This is a genomic window from Pseudomonas sp. FR229a (assembly GCF_030209115.1).
GTDB classification, from domain to species: Bacteria; Pseudomonadota; Gammaproteobacteria; order Pseudomonadales; family Pseudomonadaceae; genus Aquipseudomonas; species Aquipseudomonas moraviensis_A.
The window spans coordinates 1-26,688 of the sequence record NZ_JARVSP010000017.1; the positions used below are offsets into that span (position 1 = coordinate 1).

The window sequence follows — 26,688 nt, forward strand, 5'->3', positions numbered from 1 at the left end:
AATATCAACCAAAAGGGGCAGTTATCGCTTGAGGACAACCATAGAATCTCCCACACTGAATCCAGGCCGCACCGAAGATCCCTGTGGGAGCGGGCCGCCCTGTCTAGAGTTTCGCGCGCAAGCCGAACCGCTTCATCAACGTCGATTCCAGCAAACCCTTGGGCAGCAACGCCGCCAACAACGGCAACGCGCGGCTGCCATTGCCGATGCGGATCAAGCGTGGCGGTTTGCTCTGCTGCACAGCCTTGAGCACCTCGGCGGCAAACTCATTGGCCGGTGTCGGCTTGTCCTGCGACGCCTTGGCCCGCGCGCGAATGCCCTCACGCAGCGGAAACCACGGCGACTGCTCGTTGATCAACTGCTCGGCCTCGTGCCCGGCGTTTTTGGCAAAACTCGATTGAATCGCGCCGGGCTGGACTTCCATCACGCGGATACCGAACGGCGCCAGCTCCATGCGCAGGGCATCGCTCAGCGCATGCACCGCCGCTTTCGACGCGCAGTAGGCACCGGCGAATGGCGTGACCAGCACACCGGACACGCTGCCGATATTCACCACCAGACCTTTGGCCTGACGCAGCAGCGCAAACAGCGCGCGGGTGACACCGACAATCGAAAAGACATTGGTCTCGAACTGGCGCTGCATGGCCGCTACGCCGCCGTCGAGCAACGGCCCCATGGCGCCGTAACCGGCGTTGTTGATCAATACATCGAGGCCGCCGTGTTGCTGGTGGAGTCGCTCGGCGAGTAGTTCCAGCGCGGCGCCATCGTTGACGTCCAGCTGGATCGCGATGAAACCGGCGGCGCTGAGCGCGGCGACGTCTTGCGTCTTGCGCGCACTGGCCCAGACTTCGTAGCCGGCGGCTTTGAACGCATCGGCAAGGGCGCGGCCGATGCCGCTGGAACAACCGGTAATCAACGCAACGGGCATGGCGCATTCCTTGTGCAAAATAAGGTGTGGAGGAGATCAGTCGGAGAAACTGCCCTGCAAATGCTCGGCGCGAAACTCCAGGCTTTGCGGGCGATAGCCGGGGCGCAGCGGCGGCAGTGGCAAGCAGTCTTCCCACGCGGCGCCGGCCTGCAGTTCGCCGGGGCCGCGATAACGCGGGGCTGTGTATTGATTGTCCGCCAGGTTGACCGTATCGCCCGGCGCATAGGCAGCGATGCGCCAACGCAGTTCGGTCAGCGGCACGTCGTTGCCGTTGTTCATTTTCAATTGCAGCGGACGGTCGGCCGGGCATTGTTCGGGAGCGTAAGCGATGCGCAGTTCCAGGCGCGCGAGTTGCTTGATCTCGCGGTTGTCCAGCCACACCACCCACATGGCCACAAAACCCAGCCCAATCGCCGCCGCCACCGAAACCGGCAAGGCCTTGGCCGGATAGCGCAGCAGCAGGATCAACCAGGTGATGACCAGCAGGATGCCGATGAACATGCGTGAGCGCTCCGTGGGTGAGTGAGCCCCATCCTACCGAAGGCTTGGCGCAATGGGTATTCGGGACGAGTTTGATCGCACCGTTGGTCGGGACTGTAATTTCTGACAGTAGGAATGCGGTTCCGCGCTTGCTCTCATGAGCCAAGGGCACACTGGGACGTTGACGCACTATGGGCATCCACAGCAATACGCCAACGCTTGCCGTGAACGATCCGCGCGGGTTGGCCATCCTCAGCGTCAACTACTGGCGCGCCGATGCGGCGCTGGCAAGCGAGCCCCGCATCGAGCGGACGTTGCGCGACAACGCCGGCCGTGCAGTCAAACAATGGGATGCGCGATTGTGGGCGTTGCAGGCGATTGATCCACAAGCGCCCGCCAGCCTCACCACTGCCCATGCCTTGAACGATATCGCGCTGCGCTCGGACAGTACCGATGCGGGAGTCCAGGTCCAGTTGCCGGGTTTGGCCGGCCAGACGCTGTGCAACTGGGACAGCCGTGGCACATGCCGCGAAATTGCATACGATGACTTGTTGCGACCTGTCGCGGTGTTCGAGGAAGGCACCGGCGTACCTCGCCGTTGTTCCGAGCGTCTTGCCTATGGCCGCCCCGGCGCGGGCGATCCGCTGCGCAATCAGCTCGGTCAAGTGATTCGTCATGACGATCCCGGTGGCAGTGTTCAGTTCTCGCAGTTTGCGATCACCGGGCAGTGCAGTGAAAACATCCGTCACTTCACGCTTGAGCCGGTTGCCGCGGATTGGCCAGAGGCTATCGTCGATCGACAGAAGTTGCTCGAACCCCAAGGGGCAACCACACAATGGCGCTATGCCCCGCTGGGACCTGTGCTCGAGCAGTTCGATGCCGGTGGCAATCGGCAGGCCTTCGCACTGACTCTCCACGGCCATCTACGCGCAGTTGAAATACGGCTCAAACTTCAGACTCAGGACCATTCGGTCGTCAGTGATATTCGCTACGACGCTTACGGACAAGTCACTCATGAACTGGCAGGCAACGGCGTGCTGACTACGCTGAGCTACCGTCCCGAAGACGGTCGCCTGCTTACTCGCCATGCTCGGGACAATCTGGGCAACGTGCTGCAGCATCTGATCTACGCCTACGACCCGATGGGCAATGTAACGAGTATCGAAGACCAGGCATTGGCCGTGCGCTGGTTCGCCAACCAGCGCATCGAGCCGGTCAGTCGTTATCGCTATGACAGTCTCTATCAGTTGTCCCATGCCACTGGCTGGGAGGCCGGCGTTGCCGGTGGCGGGCCGACCGCTGTCGCCAACTACAGCCAGCGTTATCATTACGACGCCGGCGGCAATTTGCGCGAGCTGACTCACGTCGGCCAACGGAGTCCAGGTCATCAACTGCAGGCCGCACGCTACAGCAATCGGTGTTTGCCGTGGCACGACGGTAAGCCGCCCTCTGAAGCAGAGATCGCTGCAACTTTCGATTCGCGGGGTAATTTGTTGTTGCTGGATCAGGGGCGCCGGTTGCAGTGGAATCTGCGTTGCCAGCTGGACTCGGTCGTGGTCGTCTCACGCCGATCAGATGCCGATGATCGTGAAAGCTATCTCTATGACGGCGCCGGTCAGCGGGTATGCAAGACGCGTTCGTCACGGGCCTCTGCACGCAGTCTTCTTGCACAGGTGCGTTATCTGCCAGCGCTGGAATTACGCACCGATACCGGCACCGGTGAGAGCCTGCAGGTGATCATCGTGCGGACCGGACTCAATATCGTACGCGTCCTGCATTGGCAGAGCCCATCGCCGACCGGCGTCAATTATCTCTACCGATACAGTTTCAATGATCATCTGGGCTCAATCAGTCTTGAGCTGGACGCGGATGCGCAGCTGATCAGCCGGGAGCATTTTTATCCATTCGGTGCAACGGCGTGGGCCGAAGAACCCGACGTCAGCTACAAGACCGCGCGGTATTCGGCAAAGGAACGTGACGCCACGGGACTTTACTATTACGGGTTTCGCTATTACGTGCCGTGGCTGCAACGCTGGCTGAACAGCGATCCTGGCGGAGCGATCGACGGCCATAATCGCTATCGCGCGCTACGCAATAACCCAATGACTTACAGGGACAGCGACGGGCGCAAGCCCGATAAGCCTGCTGGCGATCGGGTGTATCACGATCTTGCCGACAAAAAACTGGTCAATCCCACGCAAGCCGCCGGCATGCAGCCCGTGCGCCGTTACTTCGAGAATGATCCCAACCCTGACGTCCAGGCCTACCGCGGTGAAATACCCTTGGTTCTGGCGGAGCTGGGTGCCCGGGACAACTCCATGCTCAACACCCATCAGGCGCACGTTATCGCTGCTGCCCGGACGAACACGGCGTCGCCCTCCGGTGCTGTTCTTTATCACTCCGGAGAGCTGGTTTCATCAGCGATGAACAGAGTGGTGGGAGAGGAGGCTACCAGTCGGGTAATGGGCCCCTTGTCTGTCGCGTTCAACAGCCCCGTCGAAGATCCCAACGTATTGGCTGCGAGACGGGGAGCTGTAGCCACGGGCTTCAAGGTCGGTGGGAAATTATTGATGCACGCCTCCAATCCTGCCGTACAGCTGGTTGGAGCAGCGAGTGTTGCCCTAGGCAAGGTGATGGATATTTCAGAGGCGCAAACGCGTATTCAACACAGAGTTTTGACCACCCCCGTCCATGCGCCGTTGTCACCTTCGAATACACCCGCAGTAGACTTTCAGTCGTTGAACCCAGCATCGTCTGCACGGCATCAAGCGCAGCTTGCAAACCACGGTGAAACACCGAGCCCATGGGCGCAACAACTGCTGGTTGCCGGTTTTACAGCGCCGTTGGAGGGTGTTCATGCGGTTGATGGCGCAACCGTCGAAGACAAGTGGATGAACAGACCTCGCCGAAACTATGGCTTCGGCTAAACGGAAAAAAAGCCCCCGCCCAGCCCGCTGCGGATAGGGGACGCAACGGGCTGGACGAGGGCTTCTTGTTTCAGCGAGCGATTACTGCGCGATGGTTTTCACCGAGACGCCGCGCTCGACCGGGGTGGAGCGGCCGTAGATATCTTCGAAACGCTCGATATCGTCTTCGCCCAGGTAGCTGCCCGATTGCACTTCGATGATTTCCAGCGGGATCTTGCCCGGGTTGCGCAGGCGGTGCACCGAGGCGATCGGGATGTAGGTCGACTGGTTTTCAGTGAGCAGGAACACGTTCTCGTCGCAGGTCACTTCGGCGGTGCCGCTGACCACGATCCAGTGTTCGGCGCGGTGGTGGTGCATTTGCAGCGACAGGCACGCGCCCGGCTTGACCGAGATGTGCTTGACCTGGAAACGCCCGCCCATGTCCACCGAGTCGTACGAGCCCCACGGACGATACACTTCGCAATGGTTCTGGGTTTCGCTGCGGCCCTGCTCGTTGAGCGTGTTGACCATCTGCTTGACGCCCTGGACCTTGTCCTTGTGGGCGATCATCATCGCGTCCTTGGTTTCGACCACGACGATGTTTTCCAGGCCGATTACCGAAACCAGTTTGCCGTTGCCGTGGATCATGCAGTTCTTGCTGTCCTGAATCACCACGTCGCCTTTGCTGACGTTGCCGTTGGCGTCTTTTTCATTGACTTCCCACAGCGACGACCAGCAACCGACATCACTCCAGCCTGCAGTCAGCGGCACCACGCAGGCGCGCTGGGTCTTTTCCATCACCGAGTAGTCGATGGAGTTGTCCGGGCAGCAAGCGAAGGTGGCTTCATCGAAAGTGACGCTGTCGGCGTCCTGCTGGCTGCGCTCGAGGGTCAGCAGGCAGGTGTCGTAGATGTCTGGATCGTGCTTTTTCAGTTCTTCGAGGAAGCGGCTGGCGCGGAACAGGAACATGCCGCTGTTCCAGTAGTAACCGCCGGATTCGACGTACTCGGTGGCGCGCTTCACGTCCGGTTTTTCGACGAAGTGCGAGACACGGCTGACGCCTTCGGGCAGCAGCGAATCAGCGGTGGACTTGATGTAGCCGTAGCCGGTTTCCGGTTTGGTCGCCGGCACGCCGAACAGGACCATTTCGCCGTTTTCCGCCGCGACGGTGGCCAGGGCCAGTGCGCGTTGCAGGGCTTTCTGGTCTTCCAGCACGTGGTCGGCCGGCAGCACCAGCATCAGTTCGTCGCGACCTTCATTGACCAGCATCATCGCGGTCAGGGCCACGGCCGGCGAAGTGTTGCGGCCGAACGGTTCCATCAGGATGCGCTGGCATTCCAGATTGCGTGCGGCCAGTTGCTCGTTGACGATGAAACGGTGCTCTTTGTTGCAGACCACGATCGGCGTGTCCATGCCTTCGAACACCAGGCGCTCGAGGGTTTGCTGGAACAGGGTGTGTTCGCCGGTCAGGGCGAGGAATTGCTTGGGGAATTGCTTGCGCGAAAGAGGCCACAGACGCGAACCGCTACCACCTGACAAGATCACCGGAATCATAGTTTTTACTCCATAAAATCAATTTGGTTAGAGCCCTGTGGGAGCGAGCCTGCTCGCGAAAGCGCTGGCTCAGTCGACATTGATGCTGCATGTCAGACCGTATTCGCGAGCAGGCTCGCTCCTACAAGGGTTACTGCGTCAGTTCGGGAAAAGGGTTAGCGAGTCGACACCGGGCGTTTCACCCAGACTGGCGACAGGTTGCTGCCGTTGCCGGTGACGTACAGCACGGCTGCCTCACCACGCTCCAGCGCGACCGGTTTTACGTCGCCGACTTTCTTGTCGCCTTCGTACAGCGCCAGGCTGACTTTCACCGGGTTGATTTCACGTTCGCCACGGCCTTTGGCCGCGACGTTCGGCACCACTTCGGTCTTGCCGTCGGCGGTCTTCAGGGTCAGCGGCTTGTCGCTGAGGTTCTGCACGCGCACCAGGGATTTCTGCTTGTTCTTGAACGGTGGTTCTTCGATCAGTTGTGGCGCGCCGGAAGCGTTGTTGACCAGGGTGTAGTAGTGGTCACCGGCGAGTTTCACCGGCAGGGTCTGGCTGCCGATCTTGGCGCTGTAGTCGCCGCCCGGCATGAAGCTGAAGTCGCTGCTGGCCAGTGGCGCGATATCGCTCAGGCTGGTGCTGCCGACAGTGGCGCTGACTTCAGCGTTGCTGGCGTTGTAGACACGTACGAAGGTCGAGCCTTTCGGCGCGGTCGGGCCGTACAGTGCAGCATCGCCACCGGCGAAGGCTGGGACGGAAAGCACGCTGAGGCCAGCAACCAGTGCGAAGCTTTTAGCGAGACGACGAGGAGTAGTAGTGAAAGTCATGGTGTACCTCTCTTTCAGTTTTGCGCCCGATCGGGCGTCTCGGATTTAGTGTTGATGGCTACGTTTTGTTGGCGGGCGCCGGCTTGTTTGAGCTCTGCGACCCACTGTGGGTCGGCGTCGCCGATTTCGTTGTTCACAGGCAGATATCGTTCAGGAAACTCCCAGATCAGCACTTGTGGCGGGCTGTTCTTGAAGTCATCGCTTTTCAGGTAGCTGAGCATTGGCAGAATCGGGCCGTGGCCGTCTTCGGCGTAGTTGACGACGTCGCTGTGCAGCGCTTGCTTGAGCGCACCGACGAAGTTCCAGTTGGGGTTGGCGCTGTAGCTGGTGCCGATCAGTGCCACCGGTACTTCGCTGTTGGCGAACAGGGCGTCGTCACCGGCAGGTTGCTCGGCGGCCACGGTGTTGCGTTTGAGCAGAGGCTCAGGCGCCGGCATCATGTTTTCGAACAGCGGATCGAGCGGCAGGAACAGACGCAGATCGCCCTTGTGCGTGACCTTCTCAGCTGGCGTGGTGACGAAGCGCTGTGGCTCGCCGCTCAGGGGGAATTTCTCGGCAATGGTCCTGGCCAGCGTGTTGGCCGCGATTTCGGCGCCTTCCGGGGTCCAGTGGGTGTCGGTGCGCAGGAACACTTGCTCACCGTTCTGCTTGGCCTGTTGCAGCGGGCCGAGCAGGTCAGGGGCGAGGATCTTGTCGGCAGCGACACGGGCGTGGAAATCCTGATACAGGTTCTGGTGAATGCTCGCAGGCTTCACTTCACCCAGATGCTCCGGGTACAGACGCACCTTGGCCGGCACGATCGCCATCACCAGTTTCACGCCTTTCTCTTTCAGGGTCTGGCGCACGCCTTCGACCAGCGCGTAGTTGCCTTGCAGGTTCTGCTCTTCGTTGACGATCGGGTTGAATTCCTCATCGCTGTACAACCACTGGTCGCGGCCGAGCACGACGCCCGGACGACCTTCGTTGAACAGTTTGAAATCCAGCGCGGCCCAGAGGTTGGTGCCCAGACGCTTGATCGGGAATTCATCGTCATAGTGGGTTTCCACCGCCTTCGTCCAGCGGCCGTTGAGCACCGTCGCATCGGCGTTGGTGCTGAAGCCGAAGAAGCTGCGAACCGACCACAGGCCCAGGACCAACAGCGTCACCAGGAACAGGGCGATGTAGAAGATGCGTAATGAGCGGGTCATGTCAGATCCCTCAGAACTGGAAGTAAAGGAACGGCGAGAAACTTTGCGCCGAGAGTTTGAGAATCGAGGCGATGAACAGCAGCAGGATCAGCCCGCGCATCACGTAGCGCGACCAGTCCGCGGTCCAGTAGGCCGGTTGCACCTGGGCTTCGACGCCGACGGTGTAGCCAGGTTCATGGATGCTCGCAGGATTTTCACCAGGCGCTGCCTTGATCATTCCCGGGGTCGCAGTGGCAGGGCCATCGGCCTCGACGTTGACTTCAGGTTTGGTCTTGGCTGGCGGCTGATTGGTGTACAGATCACGCAGGCCGAAGAACGCCAGGGTCACGTAAGCCACCACCAGGGTTGCCACTTGCAGGCCGGTCAGGCTGGCCTGATTGAGTTCCGACAGCGACCAGTCACCGAAGCTGAACATCGCGCCGTACATGCGTCCGGCAACGTGCAGGTTCTCGGCACGGAAGATCACCCAGCCCATCACCACCAGCAGGAAGGTCAGTGCCCAGCGGATCGGGTTGAGGCTGCGCGGCGAGGTGTTCAGGCCGAGCATTTTTTCGATCGCCAGCCACATGCCGTGCCAGGCGCCCCAGATGATGTAAGTGATGTTCGCGCCGTGCCACAGACCACCGAGCAGCATGGTCAGGAACAGGTTGCGATAGGTCATCAGCGTGCCTTTGCGGTTACCGCCGAGCGTGATGTACAGATAGTCACGCAGCCAGGTCGACAGGCTGATGTGCCAGCGGCGCCAGAACTCGGTGATCGACTGGCTGATGTACGGCTGCTTGAAGTTTTCCATGAAGCGGAAACCCATCATCAAGCCCAGGCCGATGGCCATGTCGCTGTAGCCGGAGAAGTCGAAATACAGCTGCGCGGTGTACGCCAGCGCACCGAGCCAGGCGTCGCCCGTGGTCGGGTTCTGCAGGGCGAAGCAATGGTCGGCGACCACGGCGAGGGTATCGGCGATGAAGACTTTCTTGATGAAACCCTGCATGAACCGCGTGCAGCCCTCGGAGAACTTGTCGAGGGTGTGCGTGCGGTTGTTGAACTGATCGGCGAGGTCGCGGAAACGCAGAACCGGGCCGGCAATCAGGTGCGGGAAGATCGCCACGAACGCTGCGAAGTCGATCAGGTTGCGCGTCGCCGGAGTGTCGCCACGGTACACGTCGATGATGTAGCTGATCGATTCGAAGATGTAGAACGAAATACCGATCGGCAGCAGCACGTGGGTGAGGATGAACGGCTCGAGACCGAACGAGGTCATGATCGCATTGATGCTGTCGACGCCGAAGTTGGCGTACTTGAAGTAGCCGAGGATGCACAGGTCCACCGCCACGCCGAGCAACAGCCAGCGCTGCGCCGGTTTGGTCCTGACGCCGGCGGCACCGACTTTAAGGCCGATCCAGTAGTTCCACAGCGTGACGCCGGCGAACAGCGCGAGGAAGTCCACCCGCCACCAGGCGTAGAACACATAGCTGGCGATCAGCAGCAGCAGGTTGCGATAGCGTTGCCCGCTCAAGTAGTACAAGCCGAGAAAGATCGGCAAGAACAGAAACAGGAACACGTTGGATGAAAATACCATCCCGATCTCTCCATGTTTGAACCAACAGTCAAGGGCCAAAGCCCCCCCAAACCCCCCGTGGTAGTGGAGGGGTGACACAGTGTTTGCTTGAGGTCTGGGCTGGCCGTCAAACCGCGCCCCTCACCCCCCGCCCTCTCCCGGAGGGAGAGGGAGCCTGATCTCCATGGTTTTCAAAAATGGAGATCGACTCGGTATTTCAGGTCGGCGGATTTCTCAAAAGCACCTCGTCAAGTTCCCTCTCCCTCCGGGAGAGGGTTAGGGTGAGGGGCTTTTGCTCTTCGCCTTTCAAGAACCCTTGTTGCCCTTTTCATGGGACGGGTCGTAGACCTTGGTCAGGTCGCCGCCAAGGCGGAAGGTCTTGAACGGTTGCATGTCGCGTTTCTTCTCGATCACATCCGGCGCACAGGTGTAGAGGGTGCAGAACGGTTCGAGCCAGGCGAATTTCATGTCCTCTTTCAGGTCGGTCATGTCCTGCTTTTTGCCGTTCTTTTCTTCGAACTCATCAGGGTCCTTCACACCGGCCAGCACACGATCACCGAGACGCTTCAGTGCGCCGTTGTTTTCCTGACGCAGATCGACACCGTTGACCTGAGCGAAACTGGCGATCATCGCCAGCGGCGGCAGGGCGTAGTTGTGATAGGCGAGGGCGCGTTGCTGGCGCTTGAGTTCGTTGGGCAGGAAGCCGTCGGCGTCGACTTGATTGACGCCGACCTTGTATTCCTTCACCGCCCAATCAAACAGGTCGCGGCGGTTGGTGGCGACGGCGGTGGCCATCACCGACCAGGCGGCCCAGTACGAGTGGTTGTTGGTTTTTTCCAACGGCAGGTTGTCCCAGTCGCTGACCACCTGATCGGCCATTTTGCTGAACCAGGCTTCGATCAGCTGCGCTTCCTGCTGATGCTGGGCCAACGGATGCGAGTCGGAAAACTTCAGGCGAATGTACGACGAGGCCATGCTGCCCAGCGCCCATTTGCGCATCGACTTGCCGGTGTGGTTGAAGTCTTTCGACATCAACGCATCGGCCTTGGCCCACGCGGTCAGCCAGTTGAGCGTGCATTCGAGCTGCTCCGGGCGACCGTCGCGCATGAACTGCATGACGCGTTTGGCGGTGCCGCGCTCCAGCGTGGTGATGTCTTTGGTGGTGTCGCGAAAGGCTTTTTCCGACTGCACGTTCAGCGTTGCGCGGGCCTTGTCCGAACCTTCGTATTTGCTGCGAAATTGCAGCGGTCCGGTGTACGGCGCCGGCATGGCATCGCAGCCATCGCTGTTGTCGCCGGTCTTGAATTTATCCACCGGGGCGAAGTAGCCCTGCGGTGGACGCAATGGCGCAGCGGCCTGGGTCGCCCCGGCGAACATCGCCAGGCTCAGGAGCGTCGGTGCCAACAGATTTTTCAGTTTCGGATTTCGCATAGCAGACCTCATTGCCCGAGCTGCGCGGTCTGTTGACCAGCGCCCGGGAATACGTTGCGTTTGCAGATTTTCGCTTCGACTTTTTGTGGCGCGGCGCCAGGTCCGGCTTCAGGACCCTGGACTTCGACCGCCAGCAGGTTTTGCGAGGCCCAGTCTTCGTCCGTGCGCAGCTCAAAGGCGAAACGACCGTCGGTGTCGGAGGTTTCCGGTTTCTCGATCTTGATGTCCTCGTGGCGACCGTTCATGTACCAGAGGGTGGCTTGCAGGGTTTTCACCGAGGTGTCGGCGAAGCGGATGTCGACCTGATGACTTGCGTTTTGCAGGTTCAGGTTCTTGCTGTTGACCAGCAGTTCTTGCTTGCTGCCCGGTTTCAGCGTGGTGCTGGCGGACATCTGTGCGTCTTTGCCTTCGCAACCGTTGTCGAGCAGCGCCATCATCTGGCGATAGATGGTTTCCTGGTCGAGGCGGTACAGCGGCGAGAATTCCCAGATGAGAATCTTCGGCGGGGTCTTCTGGAATTCTTCGCTGCCCAGGTACTGCAACATCGAACCTTCCAGACCGCCGCCGGGGAAGGCCACGTTGAGAATGTCGGCGCCGATGGCTTCTTCAAGGAAACCGGCGAAGTTGTAGTTCTTGCCGCTGTGCGACGTACCGACCAGAGTGATCTGCGGATTGCCGGAATCGCCGAACAGATCGCCGTCGCCTGCCTCGCCTTTCGGCTCGGTGGTGAACTGGTCCATGTACTGGATCGCGTAGCTGGTGCCACACAGTTGCCCGGCCATGTTGTGCAGGGTGCCGGTCTTGCCCATGCGCCCGGACTTCTTGGTCTCGAATTCACGCTTGGGAATGTCGGCGAAAGCCGGGATCTGCTTGACCTTTTCCGCCACGATTTTTGCCGTGCGCTGAGCGCCGTATGGCGTCCAGTGCTGGTCGCCACGGAAGTAGAAATCGTGGGCGGGCAGGGTGTCCGGCAACGATTCGTTGGTCAGTGGCGACAGGTCCGGCACCACGTAACCCATCTTGGCGAAACGGCCGAGCATGGTCTTGTAGTTGCCCAAGGCTTTCTCGTAGTCGAACGCGGCTTTTTCCTGCGGGTTGAGCTTGTTGCGGTTCACCAGGCCTCGGGTCGGCTGGTAAACGATCACCAGCTCGACGCCTTTGCTCTTGAACGCATCGTGCAACTGTTGCAGGCGCTTGTAGCCGGCCGGCGTGGTGTTGAACTCGGTGCGCAAATCTTCCTGGGTACGGAACAGCCAGTCGCCCTGCGCCTGTACCAGGGTGGTGAAGTTCTGCTGATAACGCGTGGTGTAGTTTTTTGCGTCATGGGCCGCCGGGCACAGATTGCAGCACGGCTCGGCGGTGAACTTCGGTGGCGTGACGCTTGCGCCTTCAGCGTCGGCGCGTGCGTTGCCGGCAGCAAGAATGCCGAGAGTCAGGGCCGAGAGGCTGAGCAGTTTGATCATGTGTGGGTGCATAAAAATTATCCTCAGTCCTGCAATTCGGTCTGGCGTTCGACAGGGTCGATCAGCACGGCTTTCTGCTGGCGCACCAGCAGGTCGAGAATTTCATCCTGGCGCTCGCCGAGGATGCCGTTGAAGCTGATGCCGCTGGACTTGGTCGGCGCCAGCATCGACACGCGATACAGCTCGACACTCAGCGGCGAGTCGATCGACAGCGGGCCGCTGCCATTGGCCGCCAGTTCGCCGCCAACCACGATCAGCGACACCTGCGCGTCGAACGGGTCGAGCTTGATGTCACGGTCGGTGTCGGTCAGGTCCTTGATGTGGCCGTAGATACCGGTCAGGCCGTTGGTCATGGCGACGTTTTCGTAGAGGCGGATGTTCACGCTGTTACGAATACGGATGCCGTGACGGGTATTGCTGATGACCTTGTTGCCCCACAGCAGGTTGTCGGCGGACTCGTAGAGCGTGATGCCGTCGGTGTGGTTCTTGTAGATCTCGTTGTAGGCAATGATGTTGTTGACGCTGTTACGGTCGATCACCAGGCCCGACAACTTGTTGTCGTAACTCTTGTTGTTGAAGATGAAGCTGTCGTTGACCTCACGGGAAATGATGATCCCGTGCTTCTTCTTCGTGCCGTGAACAGTGTTCTCGGCAATGATCAGACGGTGCGAGCGGTCATGCGGGTCGATGCCGTAGACGATGTTGTCTTTGTAGGTGTTGCCCTTGACCACGAAGTCGCGGGTTTCGTAGCAGTAGAAGCCGTACCACATGTCCGAGAACTCGGAGCCGACGATCCAGCCGGTCGGTTCCGGGCGCTTGAGAACCTTGGCCATGTTCGGCGTGTACTGGGAAATACTCACTCCGTACGACTTACTGTTGGCGTAACCGAAACTGGCCATCTTGCTGTTGACGATGTAGGTCTCGGTGCCGCCCCAGGCGAGCAGGAACGGGCGGAATTCCTTCGGCGAACGGAAGGTTGCCGGGCCGTTGTCCTTTTCGCGCCAGCCGGTGACTTTGGTGTCACGCACGAACAACTGACCGTCGTTGATCAGGAACGAACCGGCCTCTTGCGACAGGCGCAGTTCCTGGGTCTGACCGTCGATTTCGAGGATGCCTTTCTCGCCGACCACGATCGGCAATTTGGCCAGGTAAACGCCCGGCGAGGTCTCGCTGAAATACTGCTTGGGCAGCTTTTTCGCCAGATCCTTGAGGTTCATGTAGCCGTCGTCTATGAAGATCGCCTGCGGGATGCCGTGCTGACGCACAACCCATTCGGCCATCTTGTTATCGCCGCCGATGAAATCCTTCAGGGCGTTTTCCTGCATCATCCGGCGCACGCTGATCTTGCCCGGTTTGCTGCGCACGATTTTCGCCGCAGCGGCCTCGGCGGTGAAGCCGGACAGGTCGGGCAGTTTCGGCTTGGCCAGTTGCAGCGCCTCGGTCGGCGCGCTGCTGACGGTGTAGGTCTTGGCCTGCTGCAGTTCCTTGGCCACGGTCGCAGGTTTCGCCGGTTCAACATTGGCGAAGGCGCCGGCGCTGGCCAGCAGCATCGCGCCGGCCAGCAGGCTGAATGAGCCTGTTCTGGTGCTGATCATGTCGGGCACTCCCTTGGCGGTTTGCATCAGAAGCGCCAGATCACGTCAATGAATGCGCGGTGCATGTAGGAATCAACCTGGCTGCCGTAGGCATCGCCCGGTTTGAACACACCGCCACGGAAACGCACCAGTGCCGAAGGCTCGTCGATCGACTGGCTCAACGCCGCCGGCAACAGGCCTTGCTTGAAGTACTTGGTGACGACCAGGTCCATTTCCTGACCCAGGTCCTTGTTGCCATCTTCAAGCGGCAGCGAGGTGCTGGAGAGAATCGCGCCGGTGACGTCGTCGGTGTTGTTTTCCACCGCGTTGATGCCGTTGCTGCCGACCGGCTTGTTGCCGTCGACACGCCAGAACTTGTGGTAGATCAGGCTGGCGTCGTACTCGTCGTTGACCATCCACGAACCGAACAGGGTGGCGGTCTGCATGTTGTTCATTTCGCCACGGAATGCTTCGCCGAAACGGTGTACGCGCGAACGGGTACCGGTGTAGTTGGAGCGGTTGCTCTCCAGACCGTTCTGTTCGTAATCGGCACTGGCGCGGGCATAGGCACCGCCGACTTGCCATTGTGGATCGAGGCGCAGGCGCACGCCGACATCGGCGGCCCAGCCGCTGATGTCATCGCTGCGCTTGGCTTGTGTCGGGCGCGTGCCATCGGCGTTCAGCGCGTTGACCGTATCGCGGTCGCCGCTCATGCCGGTGATGCTGCCCCAGTAGTTGACGGTGTTGGTGTTGCGCCAGTTGTAGGCGTCGCTGTCGGCAGTCAGGCCGATCCAGCTGATGTCGCCGTTCTCGGTCTTGTCCAGCGAGTCGCGCGGGACGCCCGGCTCGGCGTAATCGAGTTTGCCGTCGTCGTGAGTGTGGTGACCTCGAATGCCGACCCACTGGCCCGGTGTCCACTGGTAAGCGGCGTCGGCGTAGGCGTGCAGGCGATCCTTGTCTTTCGGCGCCAGCTCTTTGAGGTCGGTGCGGTATTCGCTGAAGCGCTCGGCCACACCGGCATTGGCGCGCAGCAGGGTGGTGTCGAAGGTCCAGTTCAGCGCTTCGATGTTGGTGTCGCGCCATTGGCCGTCGTCATTGCGCAGACGCTGGCGACCGAACTTGAGGATCTCGCCAGGGTACGGCGTGAAGCCGCTGTAGCCGACCCAGAACTCGCGCATCGCCAGGTAGTTTTTCTTGGTTTCGCGATCGCCGCTGTCGGTGGTCTGTTCACCGTCGGACTGCTGCAGGGTGTCGGTCTCGATGATGTCGGTCGAGGTCACCGCCTGGCCCATCGCGTAGGCGCTCCACGCGCCGCTTTCGCCGTAGATCCATGGACGCAGGTCGAGGCCCACGCCATTGACGTCGCCGCCACCGGCAGTGCCGAGGTCACGGTCGTCTTCGGATTGACCGGTGAGTTTCACTTCCAGACCGAAGTTCTTGCTTTCAGTCATCGCAGCCAGTGTCGGGCAAGACCAGATCAGCGCGAAGGTGAGGCCAATACCGGCCTTCACGAATGGGTTCAGCTTCATAGTTTTTCCTCGCCGTCTTCTTCTTGCAGGGCGTGCAGTTGCAGCGTGTTCGAGTTCAGGGCGCCACGGCTGGCCTGTTCCTGTTGCAACAGGCGGCGGGCTTCGGGCAGGCGCTCGGGCGGCAATTGCGCCTCGAGGGTCGCTGCCAGTTCATCGGCTTGCGGGGTGTTCTGCGCCTTGGCCAGTTGGCTGAATACGTAGGCGTTCAGCGGATCGGGCTTGGTGCCCTTGCCTTGGGAAAACAGCTGGGCGATGGCGAAGTCGGCACTGTTCTGACCGTTGCGCGCAGCGGTCAGCAGGTGGTCGAGGGCCTTCTGCGGATAGACCTTGCCGAGGTAGCCACGGCGATAGATCTGGCCGAGGTAGTAGTCGGCGGCCACTTCGCGGCCAACGGCTTTCTGGAAGTGTTCCTCGGCGACTTTGGCGTCGGCCGGAACCATTTTGCCTTCGTAGTAGACCTTGCCCAGCAACAGTTCGGCGCGCGGCTGATCGGCGGCGCGGCCATTGTCCAGGTACTTCATCATCTGGTCGACGTCGCCCAGTTCGGGGAAGTCGTAAAGCAATTGGGCGAGGGTGACCCACGACGCCGGGTAGCCCGGAGCGATCGGCTCGAGCAGCGCCTGGGCAGTTTTTTCGTCGGTCTTGCCCAGGGTCGAATCGGCCAGCACGCGGGCCACGGAATCGACTCGCTGCGCGGTGACGGTGCCACGGCTGTAACCGGCCTGCATCTGCTTGATCAATTCGGCCTGTTGCTCCGCCTGGCCACGTTTCTGGTAGACGGTAGCCAGTTCGACATAGCAGATGTCGGTGGTGTTGAGTGCGGCCTTGCAGATCTTTTCCACGTCATCCAGGTGCTGGTCGTAAGTGCCCTGGGTGCGATACAGCAGCACCTGCGCCAGACCGGCTTCCGGGTAGCCCGACTTGCGCCACTGATCGATCTGCTGCTGGGCGTTGATGTTGGGGAAGCTGTGCGGGTATTGCAGGTACAGCATCGCCAGCGGGATCAACGTATTGCCTTCGCCATTGGCGGCGGCTTTTTTCAGCAGGGTTTCGGCTTCATGGTGCTCGGCTTCGGTGGAGCCCGGCTTGGCCACCAGCAGGCGACCGAGACGTGCCTGGGCACGCGGCGAAACGCTCGCCGCTGCGCGGTAAGTCGCTTCGGCCTGTTTCATCTGCGCCGGGTCACGGCTGTCGACCTGGATATCGGCCAGACCGACTTGCGCCTCGCTGTAACCCAGATCGGCCAGTTGCTGGTAATTCTGCGCGGCGGTGGCGGTGTCGCCACGCTTGAGCGCTTCGTTGGCCAGACGCTGATCGGGCAGCCCGGCGCAACCGGCCAGACTCACTGCCAATGCCAGGGCACACACCGTTCCCTTGTAGGAGTGAGCCTGCTCGCGATGCAAGCGACTCGGTACATCAGACAAACCGCGGCGATCCCATCGCGAGCAGGCTCGCTCCCACAGGGTCGGCGGTGTGTTCAAGTTATGCGTAGTCACAGGCATGTCCTCGACTTAAAGACCGGCAGCCATGGCTTTGTCGATCAGCCAGTTCAGGTTCGGGCCACGGTCGCTGTTCACTTCCACCGGGCGGCCGGCGAGGCTGCTGTCGAGCGGCTCGTCTGGCTGGATCTGCACGCGGATGTCGGAGGACAGGTCGGCGCTCTTCAGGCTGGTGCTGCTGACGATCTTGCCGGTGCGGGTCTTGTCTTCGCCGGCGATCTGGAAGCTGACTGGCGTACCCGGACGCACGTCGCCGAACTGGCGATAGGAGAAGCGCGCATCGACGGTGGCCTGGGTGTTGCGTGGCACCAACTGGAAGATCACGTCGCCCTTGCTCGCGTACTGACCGTCAGCCACCAGTTGCTGGGCCACGGTGCAGTCGCACGGCGAAGTCAGGGTGCCGGTCATTTGCTTGCCGAACAATTCTTCAACCTTGGCCGGGGCCAGTTGATCTTCGGCCAGATGGCCCTTCAGCACGTCGAGCATGCTGGTGCTGAAGGTCGCCAGCGGTGCGCCTTTGGCAGCGACGCCGTCGGACTTGACCAGACTTTGCACGGTGCCGTCGCGCGGCATGGTGATGTTCATCCCCGGCACGCTGACCAGACCGGCCTGCGCATGGCTGACGAAGTACATGCCGTACACCGACTTGAAGATGAAACCGGCAGCGACCAGGCCGACAGCGAAAATACCGGCGCTGAAGGTCACGGCTTTCAGACGGCCGAACGGGGTCATGCCGGTATCGTCGGTCTTGTTCTTGCGCGCCTTGGTGAAATTGTCGCGCTGCAGGGTCGCCAGCACTTCGCCGATGCTGACGATGTCGCCGGCCAGGTGCGAAGTGATCAGGTGGCGCAGGGTGGAAATGTCCTGCGGCTCGAGGTTCTGGAACTGGCAGCCGGCACGGCCGGTAGCGCGATCAAAGGAGCGCACCTGCAGTTCAACGTCCATGGCCAGGCCGAGGTTGTCGATGACGAATTGCAGACGCGCCTTGTACACCTCGCCGATGGTCAGCGGCATCTGCCCGGCGTTGAACGCCAGACCGCCAGCGGACAGATCGAGGACCCGCGCTTCGAGCGGAGTCCGGTCAGGGCCGAAGAAACGCAGCTTGGCCGGGATTTTCACGCGAGCGTGCTGGCGCTGGGCTTCGGATTCATGCACTACGTTGACGTTGACGGCGGTATTCATAGGGGCGATTTCCTTGTTAATTCAATAGGAGCGGGTCAGACCATCATCAGCAGCACGGCGACAAAAATGCTGCCGGCGGAGAAGGTCATGGTCCGAGACGACCAGGTGTTGAACCAACGTTGAAAGCTGGCGAGATCACGGGTCAGGGATGTGGGCTGGCGAGTCCAGGATTGTTGGTCAAGGCGGAAGAACACGTAGATCTTCACCATGGCGCCAACGATCTGGTTGTAATACAGAATCGCCGGGTAAGCAGGGCCGATACGGTGGCCGGAACACGACAGCAACAGCGTCAGGATCAGGCGGGTGATGCCGATCCACAGCAGGTACACGAGGATGAACGCGGTGCCGTATTTGAAGCTGGCGATCAGTGCCACGGTCAGACCGAGCAGCGAGGTCCACATCGACACGCGCTGGTCGAACAGCACCACCGAGGTGAACACGCCGAGCCGGCGGATACCCAGGCCCAGTGCGCGCGAGTTCTGGCGCAGGTTGTTGCCGTACCAGCGGAACATCAGCTTGCGGCTGGCCTTGATGAAGCTCTTTTCCGGCGGGTGCTCAACGGTGTTGATCGCGGCGTCCGGCACGTAGAAGGTGTCGTAACCCAGGCGCATCAGGCTGAACCAGCTCGACTTGTCGTCACCGGTCAGGAACTTGAAACGCCCCAGACGCCAGTGTTGCAGCGAGTCGCTTTCAACGTCGGCGATGAATTCCGGATTGGTCACCACGGAGGCTTTGAACACGGACATCCGACCGGTCATGGTCAGCACGCGCTTGGACAGGGCCATCGAGCACATGTTGATGTGGCGCTGGGCGAAACGCAGCTTGTGCCATTCGCTCATGATGTAGCCGCCGCGCACTTCGCAGAACTCGTTGGTGGTCAGGCCGCCGACATTGCCGAACAGCTGGAACCACGGCACGGTCTTGCGCACGACGCCTTCGCCGAGCACGGTGTCGCCGTCGATCACGGCCACCACGGCACGGTCGTCCGGCAGGTGACGGGAGATCGCGCGGAAACCGAACGCCAGACCATCGCGCTTGCCGGTACCGGGAATGCGTACGAAGTCGAGCTTGACTCGCTCCGGCGGATTCATCCGCGCCCACAGTGCCTTGACCAGCAACTCGTCGGACATTTCCACGATCGAGCAGACAATGGTGGTCGGCAGTTCGCAGTCGATGGCTTCGCGGATCACCGAGCTGTAGACCTGCGCGGTTGTCAGCGCGTCAATACGGAAGCTGGTGACCATCAGAAACACATGCGACGGGTCGGCCGCTTTACCCAGCTTGCGTACTTTGCGACGCAGGTGCGGGTAAACGATGTAGAGAAAAATCATGCCGCGCACAAAGTGCGTTGCACCCATCGAGTAGCGCCAGATACCCACGGCGCCAATCAGGAAAATGAAGTCCTTCGACTCGGAGTCGAATGTGGACGTGGGCAGCATCAAGGCCAGGCCCATCAGCAGACTGAGATAAAAAAGCCAGCCGGCTGATTGCAGAAAAAAATGTTTGAGCTTGGTCATAACCGTCATCCGAAGGTGAGAAGGCTTCAAGCCGCAAGCTTCGAGCTGCAAGCGAAACGCTTTGGCTTGCAGCTCGAGGCTTGTCGCTTAGGGCTGCTTTACCAGCAGATGCCTTCGGTGCGGCTACCGGCGCTGGTGGCTTTGGACATGAAGCCCACCAGGTCGATGACTTGCTTGCCTTGCGGCGCTTCGTGGGCCAGCGAACGGAATTTCTCGTCGCGGTTACCGAGGATGATCACGTCGGAGTTGTTGATCACCGAGTCGAAGTCCGAGTTGAGCAGGGACGACACGTGCGGAATCTTCGATTCGATGTAGTCCTTGTTCGCACCGTGGACGCGGGCGTACTCGACGTTGCTGTCGTAGATGCTCAGGTCGTAGCCCTTGCCGATCAGCATTTCCGCCAGTTCGACCAGCGGGCTTTCGCGCAGGTCGTCGGTGCCGGCCTTGAAGCTCAGACCGAGCAGGGCGACTTTGCGTTTGTCATGGCTTTCAACGATGTCGAAAGCGTTCTGCACTTGCGATTCGTTGCTGCGCATCAGCGAGTTGAGCAGCGGTGCTTCGACGTCCAGGGAGCCGGCGCGGTAGGTCAGCGCACGTACGTCCTTGGGCAGGCACGAACCGCCGAAAGCGAAGCCCGGGCGCATGTAGTACTGGGACAGGTTCAGTGTCTTGTCCTGGCAGACCACGTCCATCACTTCACGGCCATCGACGCCGACCGCTTTGGCGATGTTGCCGATCTCGTTGGCGAAGGTCACTTTGGTGGCGTGCCAGACGTTGCAGGTGTACTTGATCATCTCGGCAACGGCGATGTCCTTGCGGATGATCGGTGCGTCGAGTTCTTCGTACAGCGATTGCAGAACGTCGCCCGACGCGGTGTCGAACTCGCCGATGACGGTCATCGGAGGGTGATCGTAGTCGGCGATGGCGGTGGATTCACGCAGGAATTCCGGGTTGACCGCTACGCCGAAATCGACGCCAGCCTTCTTGCCCGAGCAGTCTTCCAGAATCGGGATTACCACGTTGGCCACGGTGCCTGGCAGCACGGTGCTGCGTACGACGATGGTGTGACGGGTGGTTTTTTCACGCAGGACAAAACCGATCTCGCGGCACACGGCCTCGATGTAGTTCAGTTCCAGGTCGCCGTTCTTTTTGCTTGGCGTGCCGACGCAGATCATCGACAGGTCAGTATCACGAATCGCCTCGGCGAAGTTGGTCGTACCGCGCAGACGAGCGGTCTGGACGCCCTGTTGCAGAAGTTCGCCCAGGCCCGGTTCAACGATTGGCGATTTGCCGGCGTTAATCATGTCGATCTTGTCTTTGGCAACGTCGACGCCAACTACGTCATGGCCCCGTGCAGACAGGCAACCGGCACATACTGCGCCAACGTAACCCAAACCAAATATGCTGATGCGCATCGCAATTACCTCTGTATATATCTGGCCTTAGATGGCCGGAGTTAATGGTGTTCAGCGGTCACTAGTGCACTCGAAAGTGCGGCTTACAGGCGCCACAATGCCGTGTGCAGGCATACAAAGTTCCGAGTGTCTAATAAATGCACTCAAGAAGTGCGCAACTAGGCCTTGTTGTTATGACTTGCCCTGTTATGCAGCCGATCTTCCGTGCGGGAAGACTCTTGTGCAGTTATGTAGCCTGCTCGACGTCGGGTAGGGAGCCCGTAAATCAAGCAGTTAGGTGCTCAGGCGAGCACGTTTATAGGGGCGCGGCCTTGGCCTTAGTAGGGGATATTAATGGTGCGTATCTCCTGTCCTTCGATTGTTTTGAGACTCGTTAGTCACTCAGGCAAGTTGGTGTGACAACTTGGTTACATGGCTATCAGCTCTGCGTAAGTTATCTCGTACAAACTCGGCGAGAATCGTTACCGGTGGTATGAGCAACGCATTTGGACATAGTTCCAGCCCGCTCATCGTGCCACCCGAAATTTTTTGAAATATTGACCAAGATGGCACTGAGAGCAAATTGATAGCACTAGCGACTTGGGCCTTTATTGATCGGGGTGAAAACGGGGTCGATAGTTTTGTGCCACTACGGGTAAAAAATTTAGGTGCCACTACTGAAAAAAAACTTAAGTGTCGAGTGAAACTAAAATTAGAAAACAGGTCGTGGTTTTATTGGCGCCATGAAATTGGCGATATGCTGCGGGGGGATTTTGACTTCGGGCGGACTGCACGACTCCCGGAGAAAAGAGTCGTGCAAAGGGCATGCTTTATTCCGGGGCGTGGTCGCGTAAAAACACCAGATTGTCGGGTTTCGATTGCTCGGCGCTGTAGCGATAACCCTGCACATCGAACTGCTTGAGCTGAGCCGGGTCGTTGATGCGTTCCTGAATCACAAAACGGCTCATCAGGCCGCGCGCTTTCTTCGCATAGAAACTGATGATTTTGTACTGGCCGTTCTTCTGGTCCTTGAACTCGGTGTTGATGATCCGCGCCTTCAGAGCGTTGCGCTTGACCGCGGAAAAGTACTCGTTTGATGCAAGGTTGAGCAGCACGTCATCGCCTTGCTCGGCCAGCGCCTCATTCAGCCATTCGCTGATGCGCGTGCCCCAGAACGCATACAGATCCTTGCCACGGGCGTTGGCCAGTTTGGTGCCCATCTCCAGACGATACGGTTGCATCAGGTCGAGCGGGCGCAGCAGGCCATAAAGGCCGGAGAGCATGCGCAAGTGCTTTTGCGCGTAATCGAATTGCGCCTCGCTGAAGGACTGAGCGTCGAGGCCGGTATAGACGTCACCCTTGAATGCGAGCAGGGCCTGCTTGGCGTTCTCTGGGGTAAAGGCTGGCGTCCAGCTGCCGAATCGCGCGGCATTGAGGCCACCGATCTTGTCGGACACGTGCATCAATTCGCTGATCTGCGCCGGGCTCAGCTCGCGCAGCTGCTGAATCAACTCCTGGGAATGGTCGAGGTATTGCGGCTGGGTGAAGCGCTGGGTCGCCGGCGGTGTTTCGTAGTCGAGGGTCTTGGCGGGGGAAATCACCATCAGCATGAAGTCGTCTCCTTTAATCGTGGGGGCGATTCTAGGGGGTTGTCCTTGCTGACTCCAGCTATGAGCGTGATAGGTGATCGGTGGTGTCATGGAACAAGATCGCAGCCTTCGGCAGCTCCTACAGATTGCGCTCGAGATGAAACCGCAATGAATTCAATGGGGACAGGTAGGAGCTGCCGAAGGCTGCGATCTTTTGATCTTTGTTTTGATCCACCCGCGATATAGTGCCGCGCGGGTTTTGTTATGGAGATATCCCTTTGCGCATTGTTCTTTTATTCACCGCGTGGCTGCTGAGCTACGCGGCCTTGGCGGCGCCCGGCGATGCGGCGACGCTGGACCGCACGACCTGGCCGGAGCAGTTGAGCAATCCGACCCTGTTCGACGTCGCGTCGCGGGCGGAAATCCTCATGTTCGCTCGCGGCCTGCTCGGCACCGAATCCATCGACGAGGCGGCACTCGCCCAGCGCTTGGGCCTGCGCACGGTCAATATCGATGCGATCAATCAGTTGCGCCAGCGTCTCTGGCAGCGCTTGCTGACCAATTACAATCACGCCCAGCAAAGCTGCGATCAGGACGCCTCGTTCTGCTTCCTCGTCGAAGACCTGCCGACTCTGCGCGAGCAGGCCGCCAAGTTCGTGGTCAGCGACGACAGTTATTACACCAAATGGGCCGAGCCGAGCCGGATCTTCCATTTGCAGTATCTGGACGAGCTGATGCGCAAGGCCGCGCTGTCGCCGCAAACCAGCAATGAATTCGATCGTTTCGGTGACTACGAGCGTAACGGCGAAGACATGCACGACCGGCTGTTTCTGCTGACTTTCGACAGCGCCGCCAACCTGCAACCGGACAACACCGACTGGCTGACCGAATATCTGCGCAAATCGAATCTGAGCGGAACATTTTTCGTCTTGGGCAAGGATATCCAGGCGCGGCTCGCCGGCCGTTCGGTCAGCAGTCTGCAAGCGAGCTTCTCCCGGCAGTGCGTTGGCGTGCAGGGCTGGGAATTCCGCTCCCACAGCCATTGGCAGGACTGGCAGGATTCGGTACGGCGCAGCGCCGATCTGGTGAAGAACAAACTGCCGGAAAACTTCGTGCCGCTGTTCCGTCCGCCGGATGGCCAGCGCCGCAGCGACGCGCAAGGTTTCTTCAATACCCAGGGCCTGCAAGTGGCGCTGTGGGACATCGATGCCCAGGACGGTGCCGGCAAGCTCAAGGGCCCGGCCAGCGCGCAGCGGGTCTTGACCCTGATGCTGTTGTGGCGTCACGGGGTGATCAATTTCAACATGAAACAGGACGCCGTGAAGACTTCGCTGCCGTGGCTGATCACCCAGACTGCGCAGAGCGGTATCGGTTGGGAAGACTGCCAGGACGCGTTTCGTTGAGAAACTAAAAAAAGCCCGGAAACATTGGGCTTGGGGTGATTTTTGCCGGGAATTCGATGCAGGCGGACTTCCGACTTTAGCGGTGTCTGGGGAGTCCGCCAAGGCCTTTTCGTCACTCTGCAAAATAAACTTAAAAAAACCGTCAAAGTACTTTTTTATGTCATCGGTTTTGGAGTATTACGAAGACAGACCGCCGAAACCTGCAACACAGGTGGCGTCTTCCCAGACTCCTATTGTGTGCAGTTCATCCAGGCCCTCGTGGATGAATTCGGCAGTCACCTCGAGGCGCAGCACTGTCACGGTATTGCGTCGAATGGCTCCCACATAGGTGACCGAGTATGGATGATCACGGACGCAGCCCTTCCTCCAACCAGCCAATCCTGTATGTACTCGATACCAACGTATTGATTCACGATCCAAATGCCCTGCTGAATTTCGAAGAACACCACGTCGCCATCCCGATGACCGTGCTGGAAGAGCTGGACAAGCTCAAGAGCGGCCATCACAGCGTGGCCGCCGAATGCCGCCAGGCGATCCGCCTGATCGACAAGACCCTGGGCGACGCGTCTCCCGAAGACGTTGAGCTCGGCGTGCCGATCCAGCGTGGCAAGGGCGGGCCGAAGGGCTTGCTGTCAATTCTGATGAGCAAGCAGGCCGAGTCGAATCTGATTCTGCCCGAGCACCTGAACGACAACAAAATCATCAACCAACTGATCGATCTGCACACTCGCGATCCGCAGAAACCGGTGGTGCTGGTCACCAAAGACATCAACATGCGCCTCAAGGCGCGCGCCTGCGGCATCGACGCCGAGGACTACAGCACCGACCAATTGGTCGATGACGTGTCGCTGCTGCCCAATGGCTACCACAACATGACCGGCTCCTTCTGGGACCGCGTGAGCAAGGTCGAAACCCGCCAGGACCATGGCCGCACCTGGCACCAGGTGCAGTTGATCGACAACCTGCCAGCAGTGCATATCAACGAATTCATTATCGACGAGCAGGGCTTTGTCGGCTGGATCAAGGAAATCCAGGAAGACAAACTGCTGATCCTCGACCTGCATCAGGAACCGCTGCTGCATCAGGAGGCGTGGGGGCTGAAGCCGCGCGACATCTATCAGAGTCTGGCGCTGTACGCGTTGCTTGATCCGGACATTCATCTGGTCAACCTGTCCGGCGCCGCCGGTTCTGGTAAAACCATCCTGGCGCTGGCCGCTGCGATCGAGCAGACCATGGTCAGCAAGCGCTACCGCCGCATCATCGCCACCCGCAGCGTGCAGGGCCTGGATCAGGAAATCGGTTTCCTGCCCGGCACCGAAGCGGAAAAAATGGAGCCTTGGCTGGGCGCCATCACCGACAACCTCGAAGCCTTGCACATGGATGACGAGAACACCCATGGCAGCGTCGACTACATCCTCAGCAAAGTGCCGTTGCAGTTCAAATCGCTCAACTACATTCGCGGTCGCAGCTTCCAGCAGAGCCTGATCCTGATCGACGAATGCCAGAACCTCACGCCGCACCAGATGAAGACCATCATCACCCGTGCCGGCGCCGGTTCCAAAGTGGTGTGCCTGGGTAACCTGGCACAGATCGATACCCCTTACCTGTCCGCGACCAGCTCCGGGCTGACCTACCTGACCGAACGCTTCAAGGATTTCCCCAACGGTGTGCACATCACCCTGCAAGGGGTGCCTCGCTCGATCCTGGCCGAATACGCCGAATCGCATTTGTAATCCTTCACCCAAAACCGTGCGGCCAGTCGGCCGCCCGTTTTTTATGGCCTATGCAAATCAAAATGTAGGAGTGAGCCTGCTCGCGATAGCGGTCGATCAGTCGACATCAATGTTGAATACCAGACCGCTATCGCGAGCAGGCTCACTCCTACAGGTGATAGCGGTGATTTCATAATCAGTGATGCGGATATCTGACCCACAGGTTTACAATCCACGCTCCTGATCAGGAGTAATCCCGTGCTGACTCATCTCGATTCCCAAGGTCGCGCCAACATGGTCGACGTCACTGAAAAAGCCGTGACGTTCCGTGAAGCGACGGCTCAAGCGCTGGTGCGCATGCTCCCTGAAACCCTGCAGATGATCGTCAGCGGCGGCCATCCCAAAGGTGATGTGTTCGCCGTGGCACGCATTGCCGGGATTCAGGCAGCGAAGAAAACCAGCGATCTGATTCCGCTGTGCCACCCGCTGATGCTGACGGGGGTCAAAGTCGAACTCAGCGCCGAAGGCGAAGACAGCGTGCGCATCGTCGCCCGCTGCAAGTTGTCCGGGCAGACCGGCGTCGAAATGGAGGCGCTGACCGCCGCCAGTGTCGCCGCCCTGACCATCTATGACATGTGCAAAGCTGTCGATCGTGGCATGACCATCGAGAGCGTACGTCTGCTGGAAAAAGTCGGCGGCAAGAGCGGCCATTTCCAAGCGGAGCCGGCATGAAACTGACCGTGAAGTTTTTTGCCCGTTACCGCGAGGCGCTGGGCGTGGATTCAGTCGTGGTTGAAGGCGATTTCGCTAGCGTCGATGACGTTCGCGCATTGTTGGCGCAACGTGATGGCGCTGAGGTGTTGAGCGAGCAGAACCTGATGTGCGCACGCAACGAGGATCTTTGTCAGCTTGACGAGCCAGTGACCGATGGCGACGAAGTGGCGTTTTTTCCAACTGTGACCGGGGGCTGAAC

General features: G+C 59.8%; 20 protein-coding genes. 5 read left to right on the plus strand and 15 right to left on the minus strand.

What is annotated here, in order from left to right; all coding sequences use genetic code 11:
* Positions 1-103 precede the first annotated feature (103 nt).
* Positions 104-928 (minus strand): SDR family oxidoreductase, encoded by an 825-nt coding sequence (locus tag QRN33_RS13795; protein WP_285409055.1) that lies wholly within the window; start codon positions 926-928, stop codon positions 104-106.
* A 36-nt stretch (positions 929-964) separates the two neighbouring features.
* On the minus strand, positions 965-1,429 hold the full coding sequence (locus tag QRN33_RS13800; RefSeq protein WP_285409056.1) for a multidrug transporter: 465 nt from the start codon (positions 1,427-1,429) through the stop codon (positions 965-967).
* Between the two features lie 170 nt (positions 1,430-1,599).
* On the opposite strand from QRN33_RS13800, the gene QRN33_RS13805 reads away from it, so the two are divergent.
* A complete protein-coding gene (locus QRN33_RS13805; protein WP_285409057.1) occupies positions 1,600-4,335 on the plus strand; it encodes an RHS repeat domain-containing protein in 2,736 nt (911 codons plus the stop codon).
* An 81-nt stretch (positions 4,336-4,416) separates the two neighbouring features.
* Here the strand turns inward: QRN33_RS13805 and QRN33_RS13810 are convergent, their stop codons facing one another.
* The 13 genes from QRN33_RS13810 to yaaA form a co-directional block, all read right to left on the minus strand.
* Positions 4,417-5,868, minus strand: a complete 1,452-nt coding sequence (locus tag QRN33_RS13810; RefSeq protein WP_042607695.1) for a mannose-1-phosphate guanylyltransferase/mannose-6-phosphate isomerase — start codon at positions 5,866-5,868, stop codon at positions 4,417-4,419.
* Positions 5,869-6,023: 155 nt separating this feature from the next.
* Positions 6,024-6,680 carry an alginate O-acetyltransferase AlgF gene (locus tag QRN33_RS13815; protein WP_042607696.1) on the minus strand — a complete coding sequence of 219 codons (657 nt, stop codon included), beginning with the start codon at positions 6,678-6,680 and terminating at the stop codon, positions 6,024-6,026.
* A gap of 14 nt (positions 6,681-6,694) precedes the next feature.
* On the minus strand, positions 6,695-7,867 hold the full coding sequence (locus tag QRN33_RS13820) for an alginate O-acetyltransferase (protein WP_064364420.1): 1,173 nt from the start codon (positions 7,865-7,867) through the stop codon (positions 6,695-6,697).
* A 10-nt stretch (positions 7,868-7,877) separates the two neighbouring features.
* Complete coding sequence (locus tag QRN33_RS13825; protein ID WP_065615832.1) at positions 7,878-9,443, minus strand: MBOAT family O-acyltransferase; 1,566 nt, start codon at positions 9,441-9,443, stop codon at positions 7,878-7,880.
* A 285-nt stretch (positions 9,444-9,728) separates the two neighbouring features.
* Positions 9,729-10,853, minus strand: coding sequence for a mannuronate-specific alginate lyase (locus QRN33_RS13830; protein WP_123418168.1), 1,125 nt, complete (start codon positions 10,851-10,853; stop codon positions 9,729-9,731).
* A gap of 8 nt (positions 10,854-10,861) precedes the next feature.
* Entirely contained in the window at positions 10,862-12,328 is a 1,467-nt protein-coding gene (locus QRN33_RS13835) for an alginate O-acetyltransferase (protein ID WP_042607700.1), read from the minus strand.
* A gap of 11 nt (positions 12,329-12,339) precedes the next feature.
* Positions 12,340-13,911, minus strand: coding sequence for a mannuronan 5-epimerase AlgG (gene algG / locus QRN33_RS13840; protein WP_285409058.1), 1,572 nt, complete (start codon positions 13,909-13,911; stop codon positions 12,340-12,342).
* A gap of 26 nt (positions 13,912-13,937) precedes the next feature.
* On the minus strand, positions 13,938-15,419 hold the full coding sequence (locus tag QRN33_RS13845) for an alginate export family protein (protein WP_042607701.1): 1,482 nt from the start codon (positions 15,417-15,419) through the stop codon (positions 13,938-13,940).
* Positions 15,416-16,921: an alginate biosynthesis TPR repeat lipoprotein AlgK gene (gene algK, locus QRN33_RS13850; RefSeq protein WP_285409059.1), complete on the minus strand. Its 1,506-nt coding sequence runs from the start codon at positions 16,919-16,921 to the stop codon at positions 15,416-15,418. Before algK ends, QRN33_RS13845 begins: the two co-directional genes overlap by 4 nt.
* Before the next feature lie 9 nt (positions 16,922-16,930).
* Positions 16,931-18,100, minus strand: coding sequence for an alginate biosynthesis protein Alg44 (locus QRN33_RS13855; protein ID WP_285409060.1), 1,170 nt, complete (start codon positions 18,098-18,100; stop codon positions 16,931-16,933).
* Positions 18,101-18,135: 35 nt separating this feature from the next.
* Positions 18,136-19,617 (minus strand): mannuronan synthase, encoded by a 1,482-nt coding sequence (gene alg8 / locus QRN33_RS13860; protein ID WP_162276426.1) that lies wholly within the window; start codon positions 19,615-19,617, stop codon positions 18,136-18,138.
* A gap of 98 nt (positions 19,618-19,715) precedes the next feature.
* A complete protein-coding gene (locus tag QRN33_RS13865; protein WP_042607705.1) occupies positions 19,716-21,032 on the minus strand; it encodes a nucleotide sugar dehydrogenase in 1,317 nt (438 codons plus the stop codon).
* Between the two features lie 809 nt (positions 21,033-21,841).
* Positions 21,842-22,621, minus strand: coding sequence for a peroxide stress protein YaaA (gene yaaA, locus QRN33_RS13870; protein ID WP_227973729.1), 780 nt, complete (start codon positions 22,619-22,621; stop codon positions 21,842-21,844).
* Positions 22,622-22,878: 257 nt separating this feature from the next.
* Between yaaA and QRN33_RS13875 the strand changes: the two genes are divergently transcribed.
* From QRN33_RS13875 to QRN33_RS13890, 4 genes are all read left to right on the plus strand, one after another.
* Positions 22,879-24,003: a polysaccharide deacetylase family protein gene (locus tag QRN33_RS13875; protein WP_042607707.1), complete on the plus strand. Its 1,125-nt coding sequence runs from the start codon at positions 22,879-22,881 to the stop codon at positions 24,001-24,003.
* 338 nt (positions 24,004-24,341) lie between these two features.
* Positions 24,342-25,736 carry a PhoH family protein gene (locus tag QRN33_RS13880; RefSeq protein WP_042607708.1) on the plus strand — a complete coding sequence of 465 codons (1,395 nt, stop codon included), beginning with the start codon at positions 24,342-24,344 and terminating at the stop codon, positions 25,734-25,736.
* A gap of 237 nt (positions 25,737-25,973) precedes the next feature.
* Complete coding sequence (gene moaC / locus QRN33_RS13885; protein WP_064364415.1) at positions 25,974-26,447, plus strand: cyclic pyranopterin monophosphate synthase MoaC; 474 nt, start codon at positions 25,974-25,976, stop codon at positions 26,445-26,447.
* Positions 26,444-26,686 (plus strand): MoaD/ThiS family protein, encoded by a 243-nt coding sequence (locus tag QRN33_RS13890; protein WP_042607710.1) that lies wholly within the window; start codon positions 26,444-26,446, stop codon positions 26,684-26,686. Before moaC ends, QRN33_RS13890 begins: the two co-directional genes overlap by 4 nt.
* Positions 26,687-26,688 lie beyond the last annotated feature (2 nt).

Coding starts and splice junctions, on each gene's coding strand:
- QRN33_RS13795 (WP_285409055.1), bottom strand. CDS start 928: ATGCCCGTTGCGTTGATTACCGGTTGTTCCAGCGGCATCGGCCGCGCC.
- QRN33_RS13800 (WP_285409056.1), bottom strand. CDS start 1,429: ATGTTCATCGGCATCCTGCTGGTCATCACCTGGTTGATCCTGCTGCTG.
- QRN33_RS13805 (WP_285409057.1), top strand. CDS start 1,600: ATGGGCATCCACAGCAATACGCCAACGCTTGCCGTGAACGATCCGCGC.
- QRN33_RS13810 (WP_042607695.1), bottom strand. CDS start 5,868: ATGATTCCGGTGATCTTGTCAGGTGGTAGCGGTTCGCGTCTGTGGCCT.
- QRN33_RS13815 (WP_042607696.1), bottom strand. CDS start 6,680: ATGACTTTCACTACTACTCCTCGTCGTCTCGCTAAAAGCTTCGCACTG.
- QRN33_RS13820 (WP_064364420.1), bottom strand. CDS start 7,867: ATGACCCGCTCATTACGCATCTTCTACATCGCCCTGTTCCTGGTGACG.
- QRN33_RS13825 (WP_065615832.1), bottom strand. CDS start 9,443: ATGGTATTTTCATCCAACGTGTTCCTGTTTCTGTTCTTGCCGATCTTT.
- QRN33_RS13830 (WP_123418168.1), bottom strand. CDS start 10,853: ATGCGAAATCCGAAACTGAAAAATCTGTTGGCACCGACGCTCCTGAGC.
- QRN33_RS13835 (WP_042607700.1), bottom strand. CDS start 12,328: ATGCACCCACACATGATCAAACTGCTCAGCCTCTCGGCCCTGACTCTC.
- algG (WP_285409058.1), bottom strand. CDS start 13,911: ATGATCAGCACCAGAACAGGCTCATTCAGCCTGCTGGCCGGCGCGATG.
- QRN33_RS13845 (WP_042607701.1), bottom strand. CDS start 15,419: ATGAAGCTGAACCCATTCGTGAAGGCCGGTATTGGCCTCACCTTCGCG.
- algK (WP_285409059.1), bottom strand. CDS start 16,921: ATGCCTGTGACTACGCATAACTTGAACACACCGCCGACCCTGTGGGAG.
- QRN33_RS13855 (WP_285409060.1), bottom strand. CDS start 18,100: ATGAATACCGCCGTCAACGTCAACGTAGTGCATGAATCCGAAGCCCAG.
- alg8 (WP_162276426.1), bottom strand. CDS start 19,617: ATGACCAAGCTCAAACATTTTTTTCTGCAATCAGCCGGCTGGCTTTTT.
- QRN33_RS13865 (WP_042607705.1), bottom strand. CDS start 21,032: ATGCGCATCAGCATATTTGGTTTGGGTTACGTTGGCGCAGTATGTGCC.
- yaaA (WP_227973729.1), bottom strand. CDS start 22,621: ATGCTGATGGTGATTTCCCCCGCCAAGACCCTCGACTACGAAACACCG.
- QRN33_RS13880 (WP_042607708.1), top strand. CDS start 24,342: ATGGATGATCACGGACGCAGCCCTTCCTCCAACCAGCCAATCCTGTAT.
- QRN33_RS13890 (WP_042607710.1), top strand. CDS start 26,444: ATGAAACTGACCGTGAAGTTTTTTGCCCGTTACCGCGAGGCGCTGGGC.